Genomic DNA, 17,006 nt, shown 5'->3' on the forward strand with positions numbered 1-17,006 from the left:
AGCGCGAGAGTCTCGAACAGGGTCGGGGCGTGGAAGGTGCCCGCGCCGACGGCGATGCCGCGCTCGGCGAGCGCTCGGGCGAGGCCGACCGGGTGAGCTCCGGGCAGGGTGAGGGCGAAGGTGGGCGTGCGCCCGTCCATCATGGGCAGGCCGAGGAGCTGCCAGGCTTCGGGCAGGCGCTCGAGGAACTGCTCGCCGAGCGCTCGTTCGTGCGCTGCGATCAGCGGCCAGCCCGCCTCGTCGATGTAGTCGAACGTGGCGATGAGCCCTGCGAGGGACTCCAGCGGCGGGGTGCCCGACTCGATGCCGCTGCCCAGCGCGCGGCGTGCCCAAGCGGCGGTGAGCTCGCGCCGCGCGTAGTAGAGCCCGAGGTGCGGGCCGAAGAACTTGTATGCGGAACAGAACGCGACATCCACGTCGAGCTCGCGAACGCGAAGCGGCTCGTGCGGGGCGATATGGGTCGCATCGAGCCACGCCAATGCACCGACCGCGTGGGCAAGGCGAGTCACTTCGGCGACGTCGACGGCCGTGCCGGTGGCGTTCGCGGCGTAGGGCAGAGCCACTACGCGTGTACGAGTATTGATGACGTCGCGAAGGTGGTCCATATCGAGGCGCCCGTCCTCGGCGAGCCCGACCACGTGAAGGGTCAGGCCGTGCTGCGCGGCGGCACGTCGCCATGGCAGCACACTGGCATCGTGATCCAGGACGCTGACCACGACCTCGTCGCCCGCATTCATATCCGCGGCCGCCGCAGCGGCCATGGCTGCGTTCACGCCCGAAGCATTGAGTCCGAACCCGACCTCGTCGCAGTCCGCCGTGCCGAAGAACGCGGCGCAGCGGGAGCGGGCCTCACGCACCAGTTGCTCGGCGGCGAGGCTCTCGGCGAACACGCCGCCGAGGTTGGCGGGGCTGGTGGCGAGGTAGCCGGCGATCGACTCGATGACCTGCCGGGGGATCTGCGATCCGGCCGGTCCGTCCAGGCGCGTGGTCGGGCCGGAGAGCGCGGGGAACCTCGTGCGCAGACTCTCGACAGTGGTCATCGTCGGCAAAGCGGTGGCGGCGGGCATGGCGAAAAAGCTATGAGCCGCCGAAACAGGCGTCAAGACGAAACCGCGACGTCTCCCGAAGTCTCGGCTCCAATTCACCTCCCGTGCAGGTCAACATCAGTGTCTGAATACTGACATGGCTAGAATACGCAAACTGTCCCGACGAATGTTACGTTCACGAAAACCGTAGTGAGACAGTACGCGGGTTTCCTTGACGGCCCGTCGCGCGGCTCAGATAATCTCTGCGATGAACGAATTCCTGTGGTACATCCCGAACACCGTCGAGTCGGGTCACCGCGGCGACGATACGATGGTCGGCTGGGGATCCATCGAATACTCGACCGAGCTCGCGCGCGCGGCGGAGGAACACGGCTGGGGTGGCGCGCTGCTCGGCACGGGGTGGGGGCGGCCCGACACCTTCACCGTCGCCACGGCGTTGGCGGCCCGGACCACGACGTTCAAACCCCTGATCGCGATCCGTCCCGGCTACTGGCAGCCCGCCCATTTCGCGAGCGCGGCGGCGACGCTCGACCAGCTCAGTCGCGGACGCGTCCTGGTCAACATCGTCAGCGGACTCGACAACCTCGCCGCGTACGGCGACACGAAGTCGGACCCGGCGCAGAGGTATGCACGGACTCAAGAGTTCCTGCATCTGCTGCGACGCCTGTGGACCGAGGAAGCCGTCACATTCAACGGCGAGCATTTCCAGGTCGCCGACTCCACCGTCACGCCGCGTCCCTACGCCACCGACGACAGGGCGCATCCGACGCTCTACTTCGGAGGTGCGTCGCGAGCGGCCGAGCAGGTCTCCGCGGCCGAGGCCGACGTGCAATTGTTCTGGGGCGAGCCGCTCGAAGGGCTCGCCGAACGCATCGACCGGCTCAAGGCGTTGAGCGAACAGTTCGGCCGCCGACACAAACCGCTCGAGTTCGGACTGCGGATCACCACGCTGGTGCGCGATACCACCGAGGAGGCCTGGCACGACGCGGAGCAGAAGGTCGAACGGATGGCGGTCGATGCCGGCGAGCTGACCTGGACGGGCAATCGCCGAGCGGCGGTCGGCCAGCAGCGACTGTTCGATCTGGCCCAGCGCGGCGAGGTCCTCGACACGTGCCTCTACACGACCCCTGGCAAGTACGGCGGCGGAGGAGCGGCCACCACGTGGCTCGTCGGATCCGCCGAGGACGTCGCCACGGCGCTGAAGAACTACGGCAAGCTCGGCATCACCCACTTCGTTCTGTCGGACACGCCCTATAAGAGCGAGATCAGCCGCATCGGTGACCAGCTCCTACCGCTGCTGCGCAAATAGCGCACTACTCTCTACGACTTGCTGCAGGTGTAGTGGAACGAGGCTGAACCGCTGGCGTGGCCTGGGCTGAGGACGTGCAGGGTGGCCGTGGCGTCGAGGGCGCCGTAGCCGTCGAAGTTCCACAGCAGGGCGACGCTCGCCTGGTGCTCACCCGTGTTCACGTTCTGAGTGAGTACGGCGGAGGTCGTGCCGTCCGAGCGGACCCATTGGTAGGTCAGCGTGCCCGAGCCCCCGTTCGTCGTGATGACGGCGCTCAGGCGCTCGGTCTGTCCGCACGTGACAGTGGGCGTAGACGCCTTCACGGCAACCGAGTCGACGGCGACCGCATTGGTGGTGCGTCCCCAGAGGAAGTAGATCAGCACCGCGATAACCAGGATAAGCACGGTCAACGGCAGTATCCAGCGCCGCGACCTGCGCTCCGCCGCCTGCTGAGCGGCTCCGACGGGCAGTACCTCGCCGCGCCAGACAGCGGTCGCGAGGTTGGGAGCGGGAGCCGCCTGGGCCGGCACCCCCGGCCCGAACCGGACGTACGTCTCGACGACGTCCGGATTGTGCGCGGAGTCGAGATGCTGCGTCCGCTCCACTTCCTCGACCGCGGGACGCTCTGTCTCGTAGCGCTCGGTTTGAATGAGCTCAGTCTCCACGCGTTCAGTCCCGAGGCGCTCAGTCTCCAGGAGTTGTGTCTCGTCCTCGAACTGCTCGGTCTCGTCCACGAAGCGCTGCGTGACGCGTTCGGTCTCATCGGTCACGACGCCACGCATCCATTGGAGTAGGGGTTGATGTTCATGGAAGCATCGCCGCTCTTCGGCGCCGGCGAGGAGCTCACTGACACGCCCCAGTTCACGGCGCCCTGGTACGCCTGGAAGCTCTGCCGCGCGCTGCCCGTCTGCGAGGTCTGTCCGGCCGTGAGCGTGTAGGGGCCGCTGGTGGCAACCGTCGTCCGGCTGCCGTTGTCGTTGAGGGTGAACCACGTGAAGGTCACCGTGTCGCCAGCGACTCCGTTGGTCGTCACGGTGATCGAGGCGCCGACGGACGGCCCGTCGCACGTCAGCGAGTTGATGGTGATCGAGTCGACTTGCGGAGTCGGCGGCGGGGGAGTGGACGATGTCGAGTGCGTCGGCGTTGCAGTGGTGGATGTGGACGTCGGCGGAGCGCTCGTACCGGACGACGCCGACACGCTCGGCGGAGTCGTCGAGTTCGTCGGGCCGCTTTGGCTGACGGTCGGTGTCGCCGAAGTCTGCGAAGGGGACGCGCTCGGAGAATGGGAGGCGGTCCCCGCCACGGTCGGTGTCGTGGATGCCGGCGCCGATCCCAACGGTGCCAGTGGCGTCAGCATCGTCGTCGCACCCACGAGCGCGGAATTCGCGGCCGAGTCGTCCTGCTTCCCATGGGCCCCGGACGCCGCGGCCACGGCCACGAACGCCACCACGATCGCGCCCGCCGCGCCCACGCCCACGGTCGCCCTGATCGTCCTGGGCCTGCGCCGCACCCGCTTGCCGAGTGCGGCCCCGGCCTCAGTCTCAGCTCCCGCGCCGGGTGCCCCAGTCCCGAGCACCGTCGTCGCGATCGACGTCGTGCTCGCGGGGACCGGCTGCGCGGCGGCTTTGAGCAGCAGCAACGGAAGGAGGGCCATCAGGGTCGCGATCTTCCGCCGTCCGCGCTCCTCCCACTCCGGCCCGTACGCCGCGTCCGCGACCTGTTCGAGTGCTGCGACGAATTCGAGCGCGCTCGGGGGCCGCTGGTGCGGGTCCTTGGCCATCCCGGCCCGGATCAGCGGCCGGAGCGGCTCGGGGACGAGGTCGTCCGGGACCGTGCCGAGCGCGTGCTGCGCCATCAGTTCCACCGCGTTCTTGCCGTGGAACGGACGCTCGCCGGTCACGCATTCGAAGAAGGTGACCGTCGCGGCGTACACGTCGCCCGCCGGTGAAGCGGGCGCGCCGTTGAACTGCTCCGGCGCCATGTAGAGCGGTGTGCCGGCAGCGGCGGCGGCCTCGCCGGAGCGTGTGGCGATCCCGAAGTCCACCAACTTCGAGACGCCGTCCGGCGTCACCAGCACGTTCGCCGGCTTGTAGTCCCGGTGCACCACTCCGGCGTCGTGCGCGGCGGCGAGTCCGAGGAGCGAGCCCTTGAGGATGCACAGCGCCGCCTCGGGAGTGGTCGCGCCCTCCTGCTTCATCAGGTACCGCAGCGACGAGCCCTCCACGGCCTCCATCACGATCGCCGAACCCGCCGGCCCCTCGACGTACTCGTACAGCCGAGTCACATGCGGCGACTCGAGTTCGGCCAGCAGTTGCGCCTCGGACCGGTACGCCTCACGGAAATCGCCGTCCGCGTGCAGGCCGGGCACCAGATACTTGACGGCGACGAGCGTGCCGGAGCCTTGGTGCCTGGCCAGGAACACCTGCCCTCCGGCACCGGAGCCGAGCTGTTGCACGTGTACATAACCGGGTAGCGTCCAGCCGCCCGGCGAGCCATTGCCCACCATGGAATTTTCTCCCCCTCGACACAAACGGCCACGACAGACCGTTCGCGGAGCCATGGTAGGGCCTGGGTGCCAAGATCGGAACTGTTACCGCGGACCTCGGATCCCCGGCGCGCGGGCGTCCCCCAGTTCGCCCAGGCTCACAGGTTGTCGGCGTCGAGATTCGCGAAGGTGAACGCGCCGCCGAGGTAGGCGAAGACGGGATCGTCGAGTTCGGGTTCGCCCTTCTCGGCGATCATCGCCGCGGCGTAGGCCTCGGCGTCGCCCAAAGGCTCGTACCCGAGGGCCCGCGCCGAGTCGAGCGAGACCCAGCCTCCGCGCGTGTTGTCCGACACTCCGTAGACGACCCGGTATCCGGGCTTCTCCTGCGCGAGGCACGCCTCCAGCAGTTGCGCGCCGTCGTCGGGCGCGAGCCACGTCGAGAGCATGCGCAGGTCCCGCGGTGCCGCGAAGCAGCTGAGAATCCGAATGCTGATGACATTCAGGCCGTACCGCTTCGCATAGAGCGCTCCCAGCGCCTCGCCGGCGACCTTCGAGACCCCGTAGTAGGTGTCGGGCAGCGGGACGACCGCCTCCGGCAGCGGGTACTCATCGGGCGTATGGAAGCCGACCACGTGGTTGGACGAGGCGAATACGACCTTGGGTACACCCGCGCGACGAGCCGCCTCGAACACGGTGTACGTGCCGTTGATGTTGGCGTCGAGGATCTGCTCCCAGCTGTGCTCCGTGGAGAGGCCGCCGAGGTGGATGACCGCGTCGACGCCCTCACACGCGCTGACCATCGCGTCCATATCGGTGATCGAGGCCTGAATCGCCTCCTCGCCGTGACCGGCGGCGGGGTCGAGTGGCGCCAGGTCTAGGAGGCGCAGCACCCTGCCGTCGCGGGCCAGCCGCGGTCGCATGAGCGTTCCGACTCCACCGGCGGCGCCGGTGATCAGGATCGTGGACAAGTCCGACTCCTCGTAGCGGGTTTCATACGGTCCGAAGGATGTTGTTGAGTTCCTGGGCGTTGCGCCGCACCGCGTCCAGCACGGCCGCCGCGTGCGCCGGGTCGTCCAGCCGCACCAGAGGCACGGAGCAGCTGATCGCGTCGATCGCCGGGCGCCGATAGCCGAGCGCGACCGCGAAGCAGCCGAGACCGGGGGTGTTCTCCTCGCGCTCGGTCGCGTAGCCGTGCGACCTGGTTTCGGCGAGGTCTCTGAACAGGGCGGTCCGGTCGGTGATCGTGTGCGGCGTCAGCGAGATGAGCTTGTCGGGCAGCAGATCGTCGACCTCGTCGTCGGTGCGCTCCGCCAGCAGCGCCTTGCCGAGCGAGGTGACGTGTGCCGGCAGCCGGCGTCCCACCCGCGAGGTCAGCCGCAGGTGGTGGGCCGACTCACGGCTGGCCAGGTAGACGACGTCCGCGCCGTCGAGCCTGGCGAGGTGGACCGTCTCGTCCACCTCGGCACGCAGCTGCTCCAACACCCGGGTGGCGGCGCGGATCACCGGGTCGCGGTCGAGGTAGGCGGTGCCGACCAGCAGCGCGCGTACGCCGATCGAGTACCCGGTGCCGCGCCGGTCGGTCTCGACCCAGCCCCGCGCGGCGAGCGTGCGCAGCAGGACGTAAAGACTCGACTTGGGGTACGAGAGCTCCCGGTGGATCTCGCTCAGCGTGAGCGGCTCGTCGGTGTGCGAGAGCAGTTCGAGCAGCTCGACTGTGCGGTCCGCGGACTTCACAGACGCGGGCACGACGCCGTCCTTGGAACGCATGGTCACCATGGGATCATCCTGGCACCCTCCGCCTTTGTCGGCTATCTCCGTCTCTACCCCTTGATCGAGCCGCTGAGCACTCCGCGCTCGAAGTAGCGTTGCAGGCCCAGATAGAACAGCACACTGGGCACCATCAGGATCGTCGCCGCCGCCAGTTTGACGCCGTCGCCGAGTTCCTGGCTGGACTGCAGGGAGGTGACGACCACCGTCAGCGGATCCATCGACGGGGTCTGCACGACCAGCAGCGGAAGCAGGTACTGGTCCCAGATCATCAGGAAGCCGAACACCGCGCAGGTGCCCAGCGCCGGACGGCAGAGCGGCAGGATGATCCGCAGGAACACGCGCAGCTCGCCGGCGCCGTCGACCCGAGCCGCCTCCTCGAGCTCCATCGGGATCCGCTTCATGAACCCGGTCAGGATGTAGATGGGCAGGGCCCAGCCGACCATCGGCAGGATCAGCCCTCCGTACGAGTCGAGCAGGGTGCCGCCGGTGAACGGCTGCGGGATCTTGCCGATGATGAGGTAGAGCGGGATCGCGATGACCTCGTCGGGCATCATCATCGTGGCCATGATGGCGACGGTCACCAGCGCCGCGCCCCGGAATCGCTTGCGCGCCAACGCGTACGCGGCGAGCGACGAGACCGTGAGCTGGAGGGTGAGCCCGACGACCTCCATGATGACGGAGTTGAGCAGGCCGCGCCCGATCCCGAAATGCCAGGCCGTGGTCAGGTTTCCGGCTGTCAGGCCGTGCGGGATCAGCTGCATGCTGCCCAGCTGCGACTGCGTGGAGCTCAGCGCCGTCGCCACCATCGACCAGAGCGGCAGCAGGAACACGGCGACCACGACCACGTACGCGACCAGCCGAGCGACCCGCTTGCCTGCCTTGCCTCGAGTGAGCATCCGCGGCGCGCGCAGGCCCAGTGCGGTGGCGGACGAACCGACTATGGCCATCTATGCGTCATCCTTTCGCGCGCGCCAGCGCCATACGAGCAGCGTGAGCAGGATCGTCGTTGTCAGCAGCAGAACCGAGATGGCCGATGCGTATCCGACGTCGTTGTTGGTGGTCGCCTGCGCGTAGTCGAACGGCACGAGAGTCTGCGTGGAACCGGCGGGTCCGCCGTTGGTGAGCACGTAGATCTCGGTGAAGACCCGCAGACCCCTGATGATGCCCAGCGTGAGCACGATCGTGGTGATGGGTCGGAGCGCAGGCAGGGTGACGTACTTGAGCCGGTGGAAGGCGCCCGCGCCGTCGATCGCGGCCGCCTCGTAGAGCGTCTGGTCGATCCCCGCCAGCCCGGCGACGAAGATCAGCATGTCGTAGGGGGCGGATTTCCAGACCTGCACCCCGATCACCGTGGCGAGCGCGGAGTGCGGGCTGCTGAGGAACGGCGCCGGCCCGAGCCCGATGTCGCCGAGCAGCGAGTTGATCGCGCCGTACTTTCCCGGGAAGAGCAGCGAGTTCCAGAGCTCGGCGACCGCGACCATCGAGACGACTACGGGCACGAACACCGCCGTGCGCAGCACGCGCAGGTGCCGCGCCGGCCCTTCGAGCAGCAGCGCGAGACAGAACCCGATGACGATCGAGCCGGCGACCGACGCCGCGGCGTCGATCAGCGAGTGCTCGGCCGCGGAACGCAGGTCCGGGTCGTGGAAGGCGCGGGTGAAGTTGCCGAAGCCGACCCATTGGTTCCCGAGGTACGGCCGCACCTTATAAAGGCTCAGATAGACGCCCCACACGGTGGGCCAGAACCGGAATACGGCGAAGAACACGAGCGCCGGCGCGAGGAACAGCCATGGGATGACGGTGCGACCGGCGCGCCTGGAGATCCAGGCGCGCCGCGGCGGTGGGACCCGCGGGACGCGGCGCGCGAGGGCGGGCGCCGCGGCACCGGTCTCACGCGCGCCCGCGACGCCGTCCGCCTGAACGGCGAGGCGCGCGGGCGCGCCCCGGCCGATCCCCGTATCCGAGTCAGTAGCCTTCATCAGTCGGTCAGCCCGCCACGCCCTGCTGCGCCAGCAGCGATTGGAACTTGCCGTTCAGCGCCGACATCGCGCTGCTCGGATTCGAACAGTCGGCGATCATCGCGTTGAGCTCGTTCGAGGTCTCCTGGCGTAGCGCGGTCCAGTTGGGCAGCGAGTCGTACTCGTAGTGGCCCGCGGCCTGGTACACCTGCTGGGCGAGGGTCCAGCGCGGGTCGCCCTTGTGCAGGGACGCGGCGTCGACGTTCTTGTTGATCGGCAGCCGGACGACGGTCGCCGTGGGCACCGCGGTCATGCCGAGGGTCTGCGCCTGCGGCGAGATCATGAACGAGAGCAGTTTCTTGGCCTCGTCGGTCTTCGCGTCCGCCATCAGGTAGGCGTCGGTGCCCTCGGCCAGCGTCTCCGCGCTGGCCGGACCGGCCGGCGGCGCGACGACGACGTACTTGCCCTTCACAGCCGTCGCGTCCATGGTCGCGAACGCGTAGGGGCCGGTCAGGTACATGCCCGCGACGCCCGTCTGGAACGCCTTGTTCGCCGCGGTGGAGTCGTCGTTGAGCATGCCCGGCTGGGTCACCTTGTCGGTGCAGGCCAGCGTCTCGAATTCGGAGGCCGCGTTTACCGCCGCGGGTGAGTCAAGCGTCGCAGTGTACTTACCGTTGCCGTCGCTCTTGACGTAGTCGCCGCCCGCCTGCCACAGCATCGACGACCACCACCAGGATATGTAGCCGCGGGTCGTGCTGCCCGGCACGTCGATGCCGTACGTGTCGTTTTTGCCGTCGCCGTCCGGATCGTTGTTGGTGAAGGCCTTGGCGTCGGCCTCCACCTGCGCCCAGGTGGTCGGGACCGGCAGGTGCAGCTTGTCGAGCCAGTCCTTCCGGATGAACAGCAGATTCGCCTGCGCGGAGAACGGGACGGCGTACGTGGCGCCCGTCAGGTCGACCGCGGACTTCCACGCGGTGGACACGATCTGATCGGAGCCGGTGATCGTACTGCGGTCGATCGGCTGGATGATGCCCTGCGTCTCGAAGGATCCGAGCTGCGCGGCGTCGTCGAGCACGACGTCCGGAAGCCGGTGCGCGGACGCCGCCGCGGACAGCTTCGTCTCGAAGTCGGTCAGTGTCATGAACGGGTTGACCTTGATCCCGGTCTGCGCGGTGAAGGCGGCGAAGATCTTCTGATAGGCCTTCAGCGAGTCGCCCGAGCCGCGTATCCAGACCGTCAGCGGCCCGCTGGCCGAGGCGTTATTCGAGCTCGATGATCCAGAACTGCTACAGGCGGTGAGGCCGCCGAATGCGAGTGCGAACACGGCGAGCGCGGCGGCGGCCGTTCGAGTGCCTCCGGCCGGCCGGGCCTTTCGCCTGAGCGGAAAAAGCATCGTTGCTTCCCCTCCACGGATGAGGCCGCGGGGCTGGGCTACCCCGCGAGCAAATTCTTATATGTGAACGCTTTGCAAGCTGCTGAACTTTGCTCTGGTGTCCCGCAATGTATGCGGCACTCGACGACCCGTCAAGGTGCTTCGCGCGCGTTCATATCTATGAGCGCGTTCATATCCATGAACAATGGTCGCGATTCTGAACATTTTACCTTCTTGGGCCTTGCGGGTGCCGTCGATCGGGCCGTACATGTCACTCCAGGATTACGGCCGTGTACCGAGCGGCACACAACGAACGGGAGTCACCCATGAAGCATCCTGACGAGAGATCAGGGAGGCTGCGGCGCATGGTCGCGTGCGCCGCGGCCCTCGCACTCGCGGCGGCGACGGTCGTCCTCGCGGTCGCCCCGGCCCAGGGCGCGGCGCACGCCGCGTCGACGGCTCCGACGTGGAGCACGACGTTCGACAACTTCCACACGACGAGCTGGAACGGCAACTACGGCCTGATCTCGGACACCCAGACGTGTCAGGGCGCGACGTCGTCGTCCACCTGCAACTGGGGGTACGCGAACCTGAAGCCGGTCACGGACTCGACCGCGCCCGGCGGCGGACAGGCCCTGCAGGCCACCTATCCGGCGCCCAGCGGCCCGCCGAGCTGCGGCTGCGGGCTCGGCGGCGGCCAGATGTACCAGGATCTGACGAAGTCCACCGCTCCGGGCGCGGCCGCGCTGGCGGCCAGCCCGACGCTGGATCTGAAGTACTACTACAAGTTCCCTGTCGGGTTCGACTTCGGCAAGAAGACGGCCGGCAAGATGCCGGGACTGTGGGGCGGCGGCGTGCCGGGCTGCGAGAGCGGCGGGCAGCACTGCGCGCAGGGCTGGTCGACGCGGTACATGTGGCGCGGCGGCAGCTCCACCGACCCCGACGGAGAGCTGTACTTCTACACCTCGTCAGGCAGCGGCTACGGCGCCGATCTGTGCCTCGGCAACTGGCACTTCGCCGCCGACGGCCAGTGGCACTCGATCGAGCAGCTCGTGAACACCACCTCGGGTTCGATATCCGTCTGGAGCGACGGCGGATCCACGCCGGTATGCCAGGCCACTGAGCCCCTGCCGGGGGCGAACTCCGGAGTGTTCTTCTCCACCTTCCACGGTGGGCACGACACGTCCTGGAGCCCGACCCACACCACGACCGACGAGTTCGCCGACTTCACGCTCTCCACCGACGGTCCGCAGTCCACCGGCGGCGGCACCACCGCACCGGCCACGCCGACCGCCCTGACTGCGACGGCAACCAGCAGTTCGAGCATCAACTTGAGCTGGACTGAGACCAATAACAGTGATCCTGCCGCCTCGTACAAGGTGTACGAGGGCAGCACGGTAGTTGCTTCTCCCACCACGACCAGCGCGACGATCAGTGGCCTGGCTGCCGGTAGTACGCACACGTACACGGTGGTCGCGGTCGATTCGGCGGGTAACGCGTCGCCCGCCAGCGCATCGGCGACGGCCACCACACCCGGCAGCGGCGGTACGACCCCAGCCACGCCGACCGGCCTGACCGCGGCGGCGGCCGGCAGTTCGAGCATCAACTTGAGTTGGACTGAGACGAACAACAGTGATCCTGCCGCCTCGTACAAGGTCTATGAGGGAAGCACGGTCGTAGCTTCCCCGACCACGACGAGCGCGACGATCAGTGGCCTGGCTGCGGGAAGTTCGCACACGTACACGGTGGTCGCGGTCGATTCGGCGGGTAACGCGTCGCCCCCCAGCGCGTCGGCGACGGCCACCACTTCGAGCGGCACCGTCGGCGGAGTGACGGTGTCGATCGCCAAGACGAAGGACTGGGGTAGCGGCTACACCGACACGGCCACCATCACCAACAAGTCGGGTAGCACGGTCAACGGCTGGAACGTGCAGTTCGACCTCGACCCGAGCGAGAACATCGAGAGCGAGTCCAGCGCGACCCTCGTCACCAGTGGAAATCACAACACGTTCACCAATACCAGCTCCGACGCGACCATCGCCAACGGCGCCACCGCCACGTTCACCTTCAGCGGCGACTATGCGACCTCGTACATCGCCCCGACCAACGTGACCGTCAACGGTCAGGGAGGCGGCGCGACCGCCCCGGCTACTCCGACCGGGCTGACTGCCACCGCGGCCAGTAGTTCGAGCATCGATTTGTCGTGGACGGAGTCCAACAACAGTGATCCTGCCGCCTCGTACAAGGTGTACGAGGGCAGTGTCGTGGTCGCTTCCCCGACCACGACCAGTGCGACGATCAGTGGTCTGGCTGCGGGAAGTTCGCACACGTACACGGTGGTCGCGGTCGATTCGGCGGGTAACGCGTCGGCACAGAGTGCGTCGGCGACTGCCACCACGCCCACGGGCGGCACCACGACCCCGGCCACTCCAACCGGGCTGACTGCGACTGCGGCCAGTAGTTCGAGCATCGATTTGTCGTGGACGGAGTCCAACAACAGCGATCCCGCTGCCTCGTACAAGGTGTACGAGGGCAGTGTCGTGGTCGCTTCCCCGACCACGACCAGTGCGACGATCAGTGGTCTGGCTGCGGGAAGTTCGCACACGTACACCGTCACTGCCGTCGACTCCGCTGGTGTCGAATCGGCGCATAGCGCTTCGGCCAGTGCCACCACGCCGGGCAGCGGTGGTGGGTCGGCGTTCAGCCAGCCGCAGATCGACAGTGCGGTTGCCGCGCCGTTGTTCGCGTGGGCTGCGCCGACGTCGTCGGTGCCGCGGCCGGGTACCGGCCCGACCAACATCGGCGAGTCGAAGGTCCTGTACTACCTCGCCCTGGTCGACAAGGTGGCGCCCGGTACCAAGGCCACTAACGGTGCCACCGTCGACAGCGCGCTGCTTGCGCAAGTCCGCAACATGATCGCCGGCGGCAACGAGCCCGACGCCGACGGCGGCCTCGAAATGTGGGGTCAGGCGCCGGTCGCCCAGGCCCTGCTGCTGCTCAAGAACGGCCCGGCGTGGAGCGAGCTGACGGGCGCCGAGCAGAACAAGGTCAACCTGCTCGAAGCGGCGATGGGCTACGGCAGCAACTACACCTACAACGACGCCAACAACTTCTCCTCCGGCATCTGCGGGTTCGGGAACTTCAGCAAGAGCAACAACCCGAACTATCGGGACGGCGGCGTGGACACCGAGATCGCGGCGATCCAGTACTTCGGGGCCACGACGTGGGATTCGATGCTGAGCGCGTTCAACGACGCGACGGTGACCTCGCAGCTCGACAGCGCCGGTCTCACCAACGCGGGCGGCTGCTTCAGCACGGCCGGAAGCGGCGCCAACTCGGCGATCGCGCGGCCGTTCGTCTACCAGGGCCACCACTCGTCCGACCTGATGGGCCTGTGGAACGTGCTGGCCGGCGACACGTTCAACCAGACCGCGAAGAGCACCGTCGGCCCCGCACATATCGCCGACGGCACCACGAGCCCGTACGACGGCCAATGCTGCATGGGCACCGAGTTCAACTCGACGGACTCCAGCGGTCTGCGCAGTTCCGCGCTGTACGTGTTCGAAGGCTGGATGAACGTGACCGGCAGCCGGGTGACGATGCAGGTGCTCGGCAACTTCAACGCGAGCGCCGCGTCCAACGAGTCGGCGTACCACATCGGCACGCTCGACCTGAAGTACAAGCTGGATCACGGCTACATCAGCCAGGCCCTGAACCAGAACCTCCTGCTGGTCGACGACCACGGTGACCCGTCGACCGACGGCCCGAACGTGAAGGGGTTCCTGTACGACTGGGACGGCTACACGGTAGCGGGAGCGCCACAGAGCTGAGCAGCGCGCTCGGCCCTGACGACGAGCGAGGGTGGGAGCGGAGGCCGGAACCTCCGCTCCCACCCTCATTTCAGACCTTCGTTTCTCAGACCTCTGTCTTCGTGCCGGACGGCACGCGCCCGCGCAGGTCGAGCTCGATCTGCTCGAGGCTGCGGCCCTTGGTCTCCGGAACCTTCCAGAGCACGAGCACGAACAGCACGACGTTGACGGCCGCGAACACCCACATCGAGTGGCCGAGTCCCAGCTTCTTCGGGTCCGACATCGTCGGGAAGATCCCGGTGATGATGCCGGTGGCCGCCCACAGCACGACGCTGCCGACGCCCATGCCGGCCGCGCGCACCCGCAGCGGGAAGACCTCGGCCATCATCACCCAGACCACCGCGCCCCAGCCGAGCTCGTAGCCGGCCAGGTAGAGGATCAGCAGCACCAGGGTCAGCGTTCCGAGCAGCGACTTGTCGTGCACGTCGAGGACCACGAAGCCGGCCGCCACGAGTGTCAGGGCCATGACGACGTTGCCGAGCAGCAGCAGCGGCTTGCGCCCCCAGCGGTCGACCACGAACACGACCCAGGCGGTGAACAGCAGCTTGGTCACGCCCAGCGCGATCGCACTGAGCAGCGCGGTGCTGGTGGTGAAGCCGAGCGAGACCAGCATCGTCGGGAAGTACGCGTTGATCGCGTTGACGCCGCTGAACTGCTGCCCGATGGCCAGGATCAGCGCGACGAGCAGCATGGGACGCACCCACGGCGCCCACAGGTCGCGGATGCGGCCCTTCTCCTCGGTGTCGATCCGGATGACCTCCCTGATGGTGGCGACCTCGGCGTCGATGTCCTCGCCGGCGTGCGTGTTGGCGAGCACGGCCCTGGCCTCCGGTTCGCGGTCGGCGGTCAACAGCCAACGCGGCGTCTCGGGGAGGAATCCGAGGCCGATGAGCAGGATCGCCGCCGGGATCAGCGCGCCGGAGAACATGCCGCGCCAGTTGCCCGTCGAGGCGAGCCAGTAGGCGACCAGCGACGCGATCAGGATCCCGCTCACGATGAATATCTGGTTCAGCGCGGACATCGCGCCGCGCAGCCGCGCGGGAGCGAGCTCGGACAGATACGTCGGCACCGTGGCGGACGAGCAACCGACGCCGAGACCGATCACGCCCCGCGAGATCACCATGGATGTCACGCCCCCGGACAGCATGCAGGCCACGGTGCCGATGATGACGATGACGGCGGCCGCCATGATGGTGTACCGGCGGCCGAGTCGGTCGGCGAGACGCCCGGCGAGCGCGGCCCCGAGCATCGCACCGATCGACAGACTCGCGGTGATCGCGCCCTTGGTGAAGGGCGTCAGGTGCCAGTCCTTGCTCAGCAGAACCAGGATGCCCGCGATGATCCCGAGGTCGTAGCCGAACAGGATCCCACCCAACGCCCCGAAGAAGTAGAGAGTCCGTTTGCCGACGCTCCCGCGTCGTACCGCCCCTGCCGTCATGTCCAGTCCTTTTGTCGTGGTCCGAGCTGGATGTGCGTTGCCCACAAACTCACACCGGGCCGACACTTCGGCAAGGTCCAGAACGAAACTTTTTCAGAAGAGTGGTGAGAGTTCTTATATGTGAACGATCCGGCCGCCCAGGGCGTGCTGTCGCCCAGGGCGTGTTCACATACCTGAAAACTAGTCACTTATTTGAAGTTTTGCCATCCGCCTTCTTGTCAGCGACCACGACTCGGCCGAGATTGAGGGGCGTGAATCGCTTTGCACCCACACCCAAACTCAGCCGCCCGCGCATCGCCGCCGCCGCGATGGCCGCCGGTGTCGCCGCGGCCGCGATGATCGGCTCCGGCCCGATCCACGCCGCCGCAATGTCCGCCGCCACGGTGTCCGCCGACGGCGCGTCAGCTGGCAGCCTGTCGATCACCGTGCACCCGGGCCAGCTCGGCAACCAGCTGCATCCCGGATTCGTCGGCCTCTCCTTCGGGGCGGCCACGGTCGCGCAGGACAACTACGCGAGCACGGACCTCGGCGGCTACCTCGGGACGCTCGGCCACACCGGCGTGATCCGCGTCGGCGGCAACTCCGGCGACGCCACGTTCTGGACCTCCACCGGCGAGCCCGCGCCGTCCTGGGCGACCAGCGGCACGATCACCCCCGACAAGCTGCAGCACCTTGCCACGATCGTGCGCGGCGCCGGCTGGAAGGTGATCCTCGCCGTCAACCTCAAGCACCCGGACCCGGCCAGGGCCGCGGACGAGGCGAAGTACGCGCGGCAGATCTTCGGCGACTCGCTGCTGGCGATCGAGGTGGGCAACGAGCCGAACTTCTACTACAGCACCGTCGCCGCGTACTACACCGACTTCGAGTCCGACGTCGCCGCGATCGAGCAGGCCGCGCCCGGCGTCGGCATCACCGGCCCCGACGCCGAGACCAACCACAGCTCGTGGCTCGGCGGATTCGCCGCACTCGATGCCGCCCACCCGGACGTCACCGAGATCTCGGACCACACGTACCCGGCCAGCGCCTGCGGCACATCGACCGCGACCATCCCGGAACTGCTGGGCACCGGTTCCGTGCAGTACGAGACCGCCAACGCGCAAGCGGCGCTCGGCGCGGCCGCGCAGCTGGGAGTCCCGGCGGCGATGACCGAGACCAACTCGGTGGTCTGCGCCGGCACGACCGGGGTGAGCGACGTGTTCGCCTCGGCGCTGTGGGCGCTGGACTACAACCTGCTGATAGCGCAGCAGGGCATCGTCAACGCCGACTACATGGACGGCACGAACGCCGCGGGCTGCGACCCCTACACCCCGCTGTGCCCGACGACCGGCGACCTGACCGCCCGGCCGATCTACTACGGCATGCTCGCGACCGAACTCGTGGGCACCGGCCGCTTCGCCGCGCTGGACAACCCCGACGCGGCGGACGTGCGCGCCTACGCAGTGCGGCACGGCCACGGCCTGACCGTCGTACTCGACGACGTCCAGGACCCGGCGGCCAACGCCGCGACCACCGTCACGCTCAACCTCGGCGGCGGCTTCCACTCCGGTCGGCTCACCGCGTTGACGACCTCGTCCACCTCGGGCCTGTCGGCAACGAGCGACATCACGCTCGGCGGCCAGCAGGTCGGCCCGCACGGCGCCTTCCCGCCGCCGCAGTCCACCCCCGTCTCCGTGCACAACCAGACCGCGACCGTCACCGTGCCCGCGGGCAGCGCCGCGATCATCCAGTTCAACTGAGACGTCTGACACATCTGAGACATCTGAGACGTCTGACATGAAAG

The 17,006-nt window shown here is 68.0% G+C and carries 12 protein-coding genes; 3 read left to right on the top strand and 9 right to left on the bottom strand.

The genetic code is table 11. From position 1 onward, the window contains the following. Window positions 1-1,067: aminotransferase class V-fold PLP-dependent enzyme (locus VG296_RS30870; RefSeq protein WP_325572036.1), on the bottom strand; the 1,067-nt coding region annotated here is incomplete at its 3' end. 226 nt (window positions 1,068-1,293) lie between these two features. Between VG296_RS30870 and VG296_RS30875 the strand changes: the two genes are divergently transcribed. Beyond that, window positions 1,294-2,355, top strand: coding sequence for an LLM class flavin-dependent oxidoreductase (locus VG296_RS30875; protein ID WP_325572037.1), 1,062 nt, complete (start codon window positions 1,294-1,296; stop codon window positions 2,353-2,355). An 11-nt stretch (window positions 2,356-2,366) separates the two neighbouring features. On the opposite strand, the gene VG296_RS30880 is transcribed toward VG296_RS30875, so the two are convergent. The 7 genes from VG296_RS30880 to VG296_RS30910 all read right to left on the bottom strand — a co-directional run bounded on the left by VG296_RS30880 (window position 2,367) and on the right by VG296_RS30910 (window position 9,940). After that, entirely contained in the window at window positions 2,367-3,104 is a 738-nt protein-coding gene (locus VG296_RS30880) for a hypothetical protein (RefSeq protein ID WP_325572038.1), read from the bottom strand. Next, entirely contained in the window at window positions 3,101-4,840 is a 1,740-nt protein-coding gene (locus VG296_RS30885; RefSeq protein ID WP_325572039.1) for a serine/threonine-protein kinase, read from the bottom strand. The genes VG296_RS30880 and VG296_RS30885 overlap by 4 nt, the downstream gene beginning before the upstream one ends. Window positions 4,841-4,977: 137 nt before the next feature. Beyond that, window positions 4,978-5,787 (bottom strand): NAD-dependent epimerase/dehydratase family protein, encoded by an 810-nt coding sequence (locus tag VG296_RS30890; RefSeq protein WP_325572040.1) that lies wholly within the window; start codon window positions 5,785-5,787, stop codon window positions 4,978-4,980. Window positions 5,788-5,809: 22 nt separating this feature from the next. Continuing rightward, window positions 5,810-6,586 (bottom strand): IclR family transcriptional regulator, encoded by a 777-nt coding sequence (locus VG296_RS30895; RefSeq protein ID WP_414641155.1) that lies wholly within the window; start codon window positions 6,584-6,586, stop codon window positions 5,810-5,812. Between the two features lie 53 nt (window positions 6,587-6,639). After that, complete coding sequence (locus tag VG296_RS30900) at window positions 6,640-7,536, bottom strand: carbohydrate ABC transporter permease (RefSeq protein ID WP_325572042.1); 897 nt, start codon at window positions 7,534-7,536, stop codon at window positions 6,640-6,642. Beyond that, on the bottom strand, window positions 7,537-8,568 hold the full coding sequence (locus VG296_RS30905) for a sugar ABC transporter permease (protein WP_325572043.1): 1,032 nt from the start codon (window positions 8,566-8,568) through the stop codon (window positions 7,537-7,539). A gap of 7 nt (window positions 8,569-8,575) precedes the next feature. After that, window positions 8,576-9,940 (bottom strand): sugar ABC transporter substrate-binding protein, encoded by a 1,365-nt coding sequence (locus VG296_RS30910; protein WP_325572044.1) that lies wholly within the window; start codon window positions 9,938-9,940, stop codon window positions 8,576-8,578. Between the two features lie 305 nt (window positions 9,941-10,245). Between VG296_RS30910 and VG296_RS30915 the strand changes: the two genes are divergently transcribed. Next, a complete protein-coding gene (locus VG296_RS30915) occupies window positions 10,246-13,749 on the top strand; it encodes a fibronectin type III domain-containing protein (RefSeq protein ID WP_325572045.1) in 3,504 nt (1,167 codons plus the stop codon). Window positions 13,750-13,834: 85 nt separating this feature from the next. Here the strand turns inward: VG296_RS30915 and VG296_RS30920 are convergent, their stop codons facing one another. Then, window positions 13,835-15,226 (bottom strand): sugar porter family MFS transporter, encoded by a 1,392-nt coding sequence (locus VG296_RS30920; RefSeq protein ID WP_325572046.1) that lies wholly within the window; start codon window positions 15,224-15,226, stop codon window positions 13,835-13,837. A 251-nt stretch (window positions 15,227-15,477) separates the two neighbouring features. Here VG296_RS30920 and VG296_RS30925 point away from each other — a divergent pair, with 251 nt between their 5' ends. Next, on the top strand, window positions 15,478-16,962 hold the full coding sequence (locus tag VG296_RS30925; RefSeq protein ID WP_325572047.1) for a glycosyl hydrolase family 79 C-terminal domain-containing protein: 1,485 nt from the start codon (window positions 15,478-15,480) through the stop codon (window positions 16,960-16,962). Window positions 16,963-17,006 lie beyond the last annotated feature (44 nt).

Origin of the sequence: Actinospica sp., assembly GCF_035552695.1 — a bacterium.
Classification (GTDB): domain Bacteria; phylum Actinomycetota; class Actinomycetes; order Streptomycetales; family Catenulisporaceae; genus Actinospica.

Excerpts from the sequence above, each read along its gene's own strand:
- VG296_RS30875 (WP_325572037.1), top strand. The coding sequence starts at position 1,294 with ATGAACGAATTCCTGTGGTACATCCCGAACACCGTCGAGTCGGGTCAC.
- VG296_RS30885 (WP_325572039.1), bottom strand. The coding sequence starts at position 4,840 with ATGGTGGGCAATGGCTCGCCGGGCGGCTGGACGCTACCCGGTTATGTA.
- VG296_RS30895 (WP_414641155.1), bottom strand. The coding sequence starts at position 6,586 with ATGCGTTCCAAGGACGGCGTCGTGCCCGCGTCTGTGAAGTCCGCGGAC.
- VG296_RS30900 (WP_325572042.1), bottom strand. The coding sequence starts at position 7,536 with ATGGCCATAGTCGGTTCGTCCGCCACCGCACTGGGCCTGCGCGCGCCG.
- VG296_RS30905 (WP_325572043.1), bottom strand. The coding sequence starts at position 8,568 with ATGAAGGCTACTGACTCGGATACGGGGATCGGCCGGGGCGCGCCCGCG.
- VG296_RS30910 (WP_325572044.1), bottom strand. The coding sequence starts at position 9,940 with ATGCTTTTTCCGCTCAGGCGAAAGGCCCGGCCGGCCGGAGGCACTCGA.
- VG296_RS30915 (WP_325572045.1), top strand. The coding sequence starts at position 10,246 with ATGAAGCATCCTGACGAGAGATCAGGGAGGCTGCGGCGCATGGTCGCG.
- VG296_RS30920 (WP_325572046.1), bottom strand. The coding sequence starts at position 15,226 with ATGACGGCAGGGGCGGTACGACGCGGGAGCGTCGGCAAACGGACTCTC.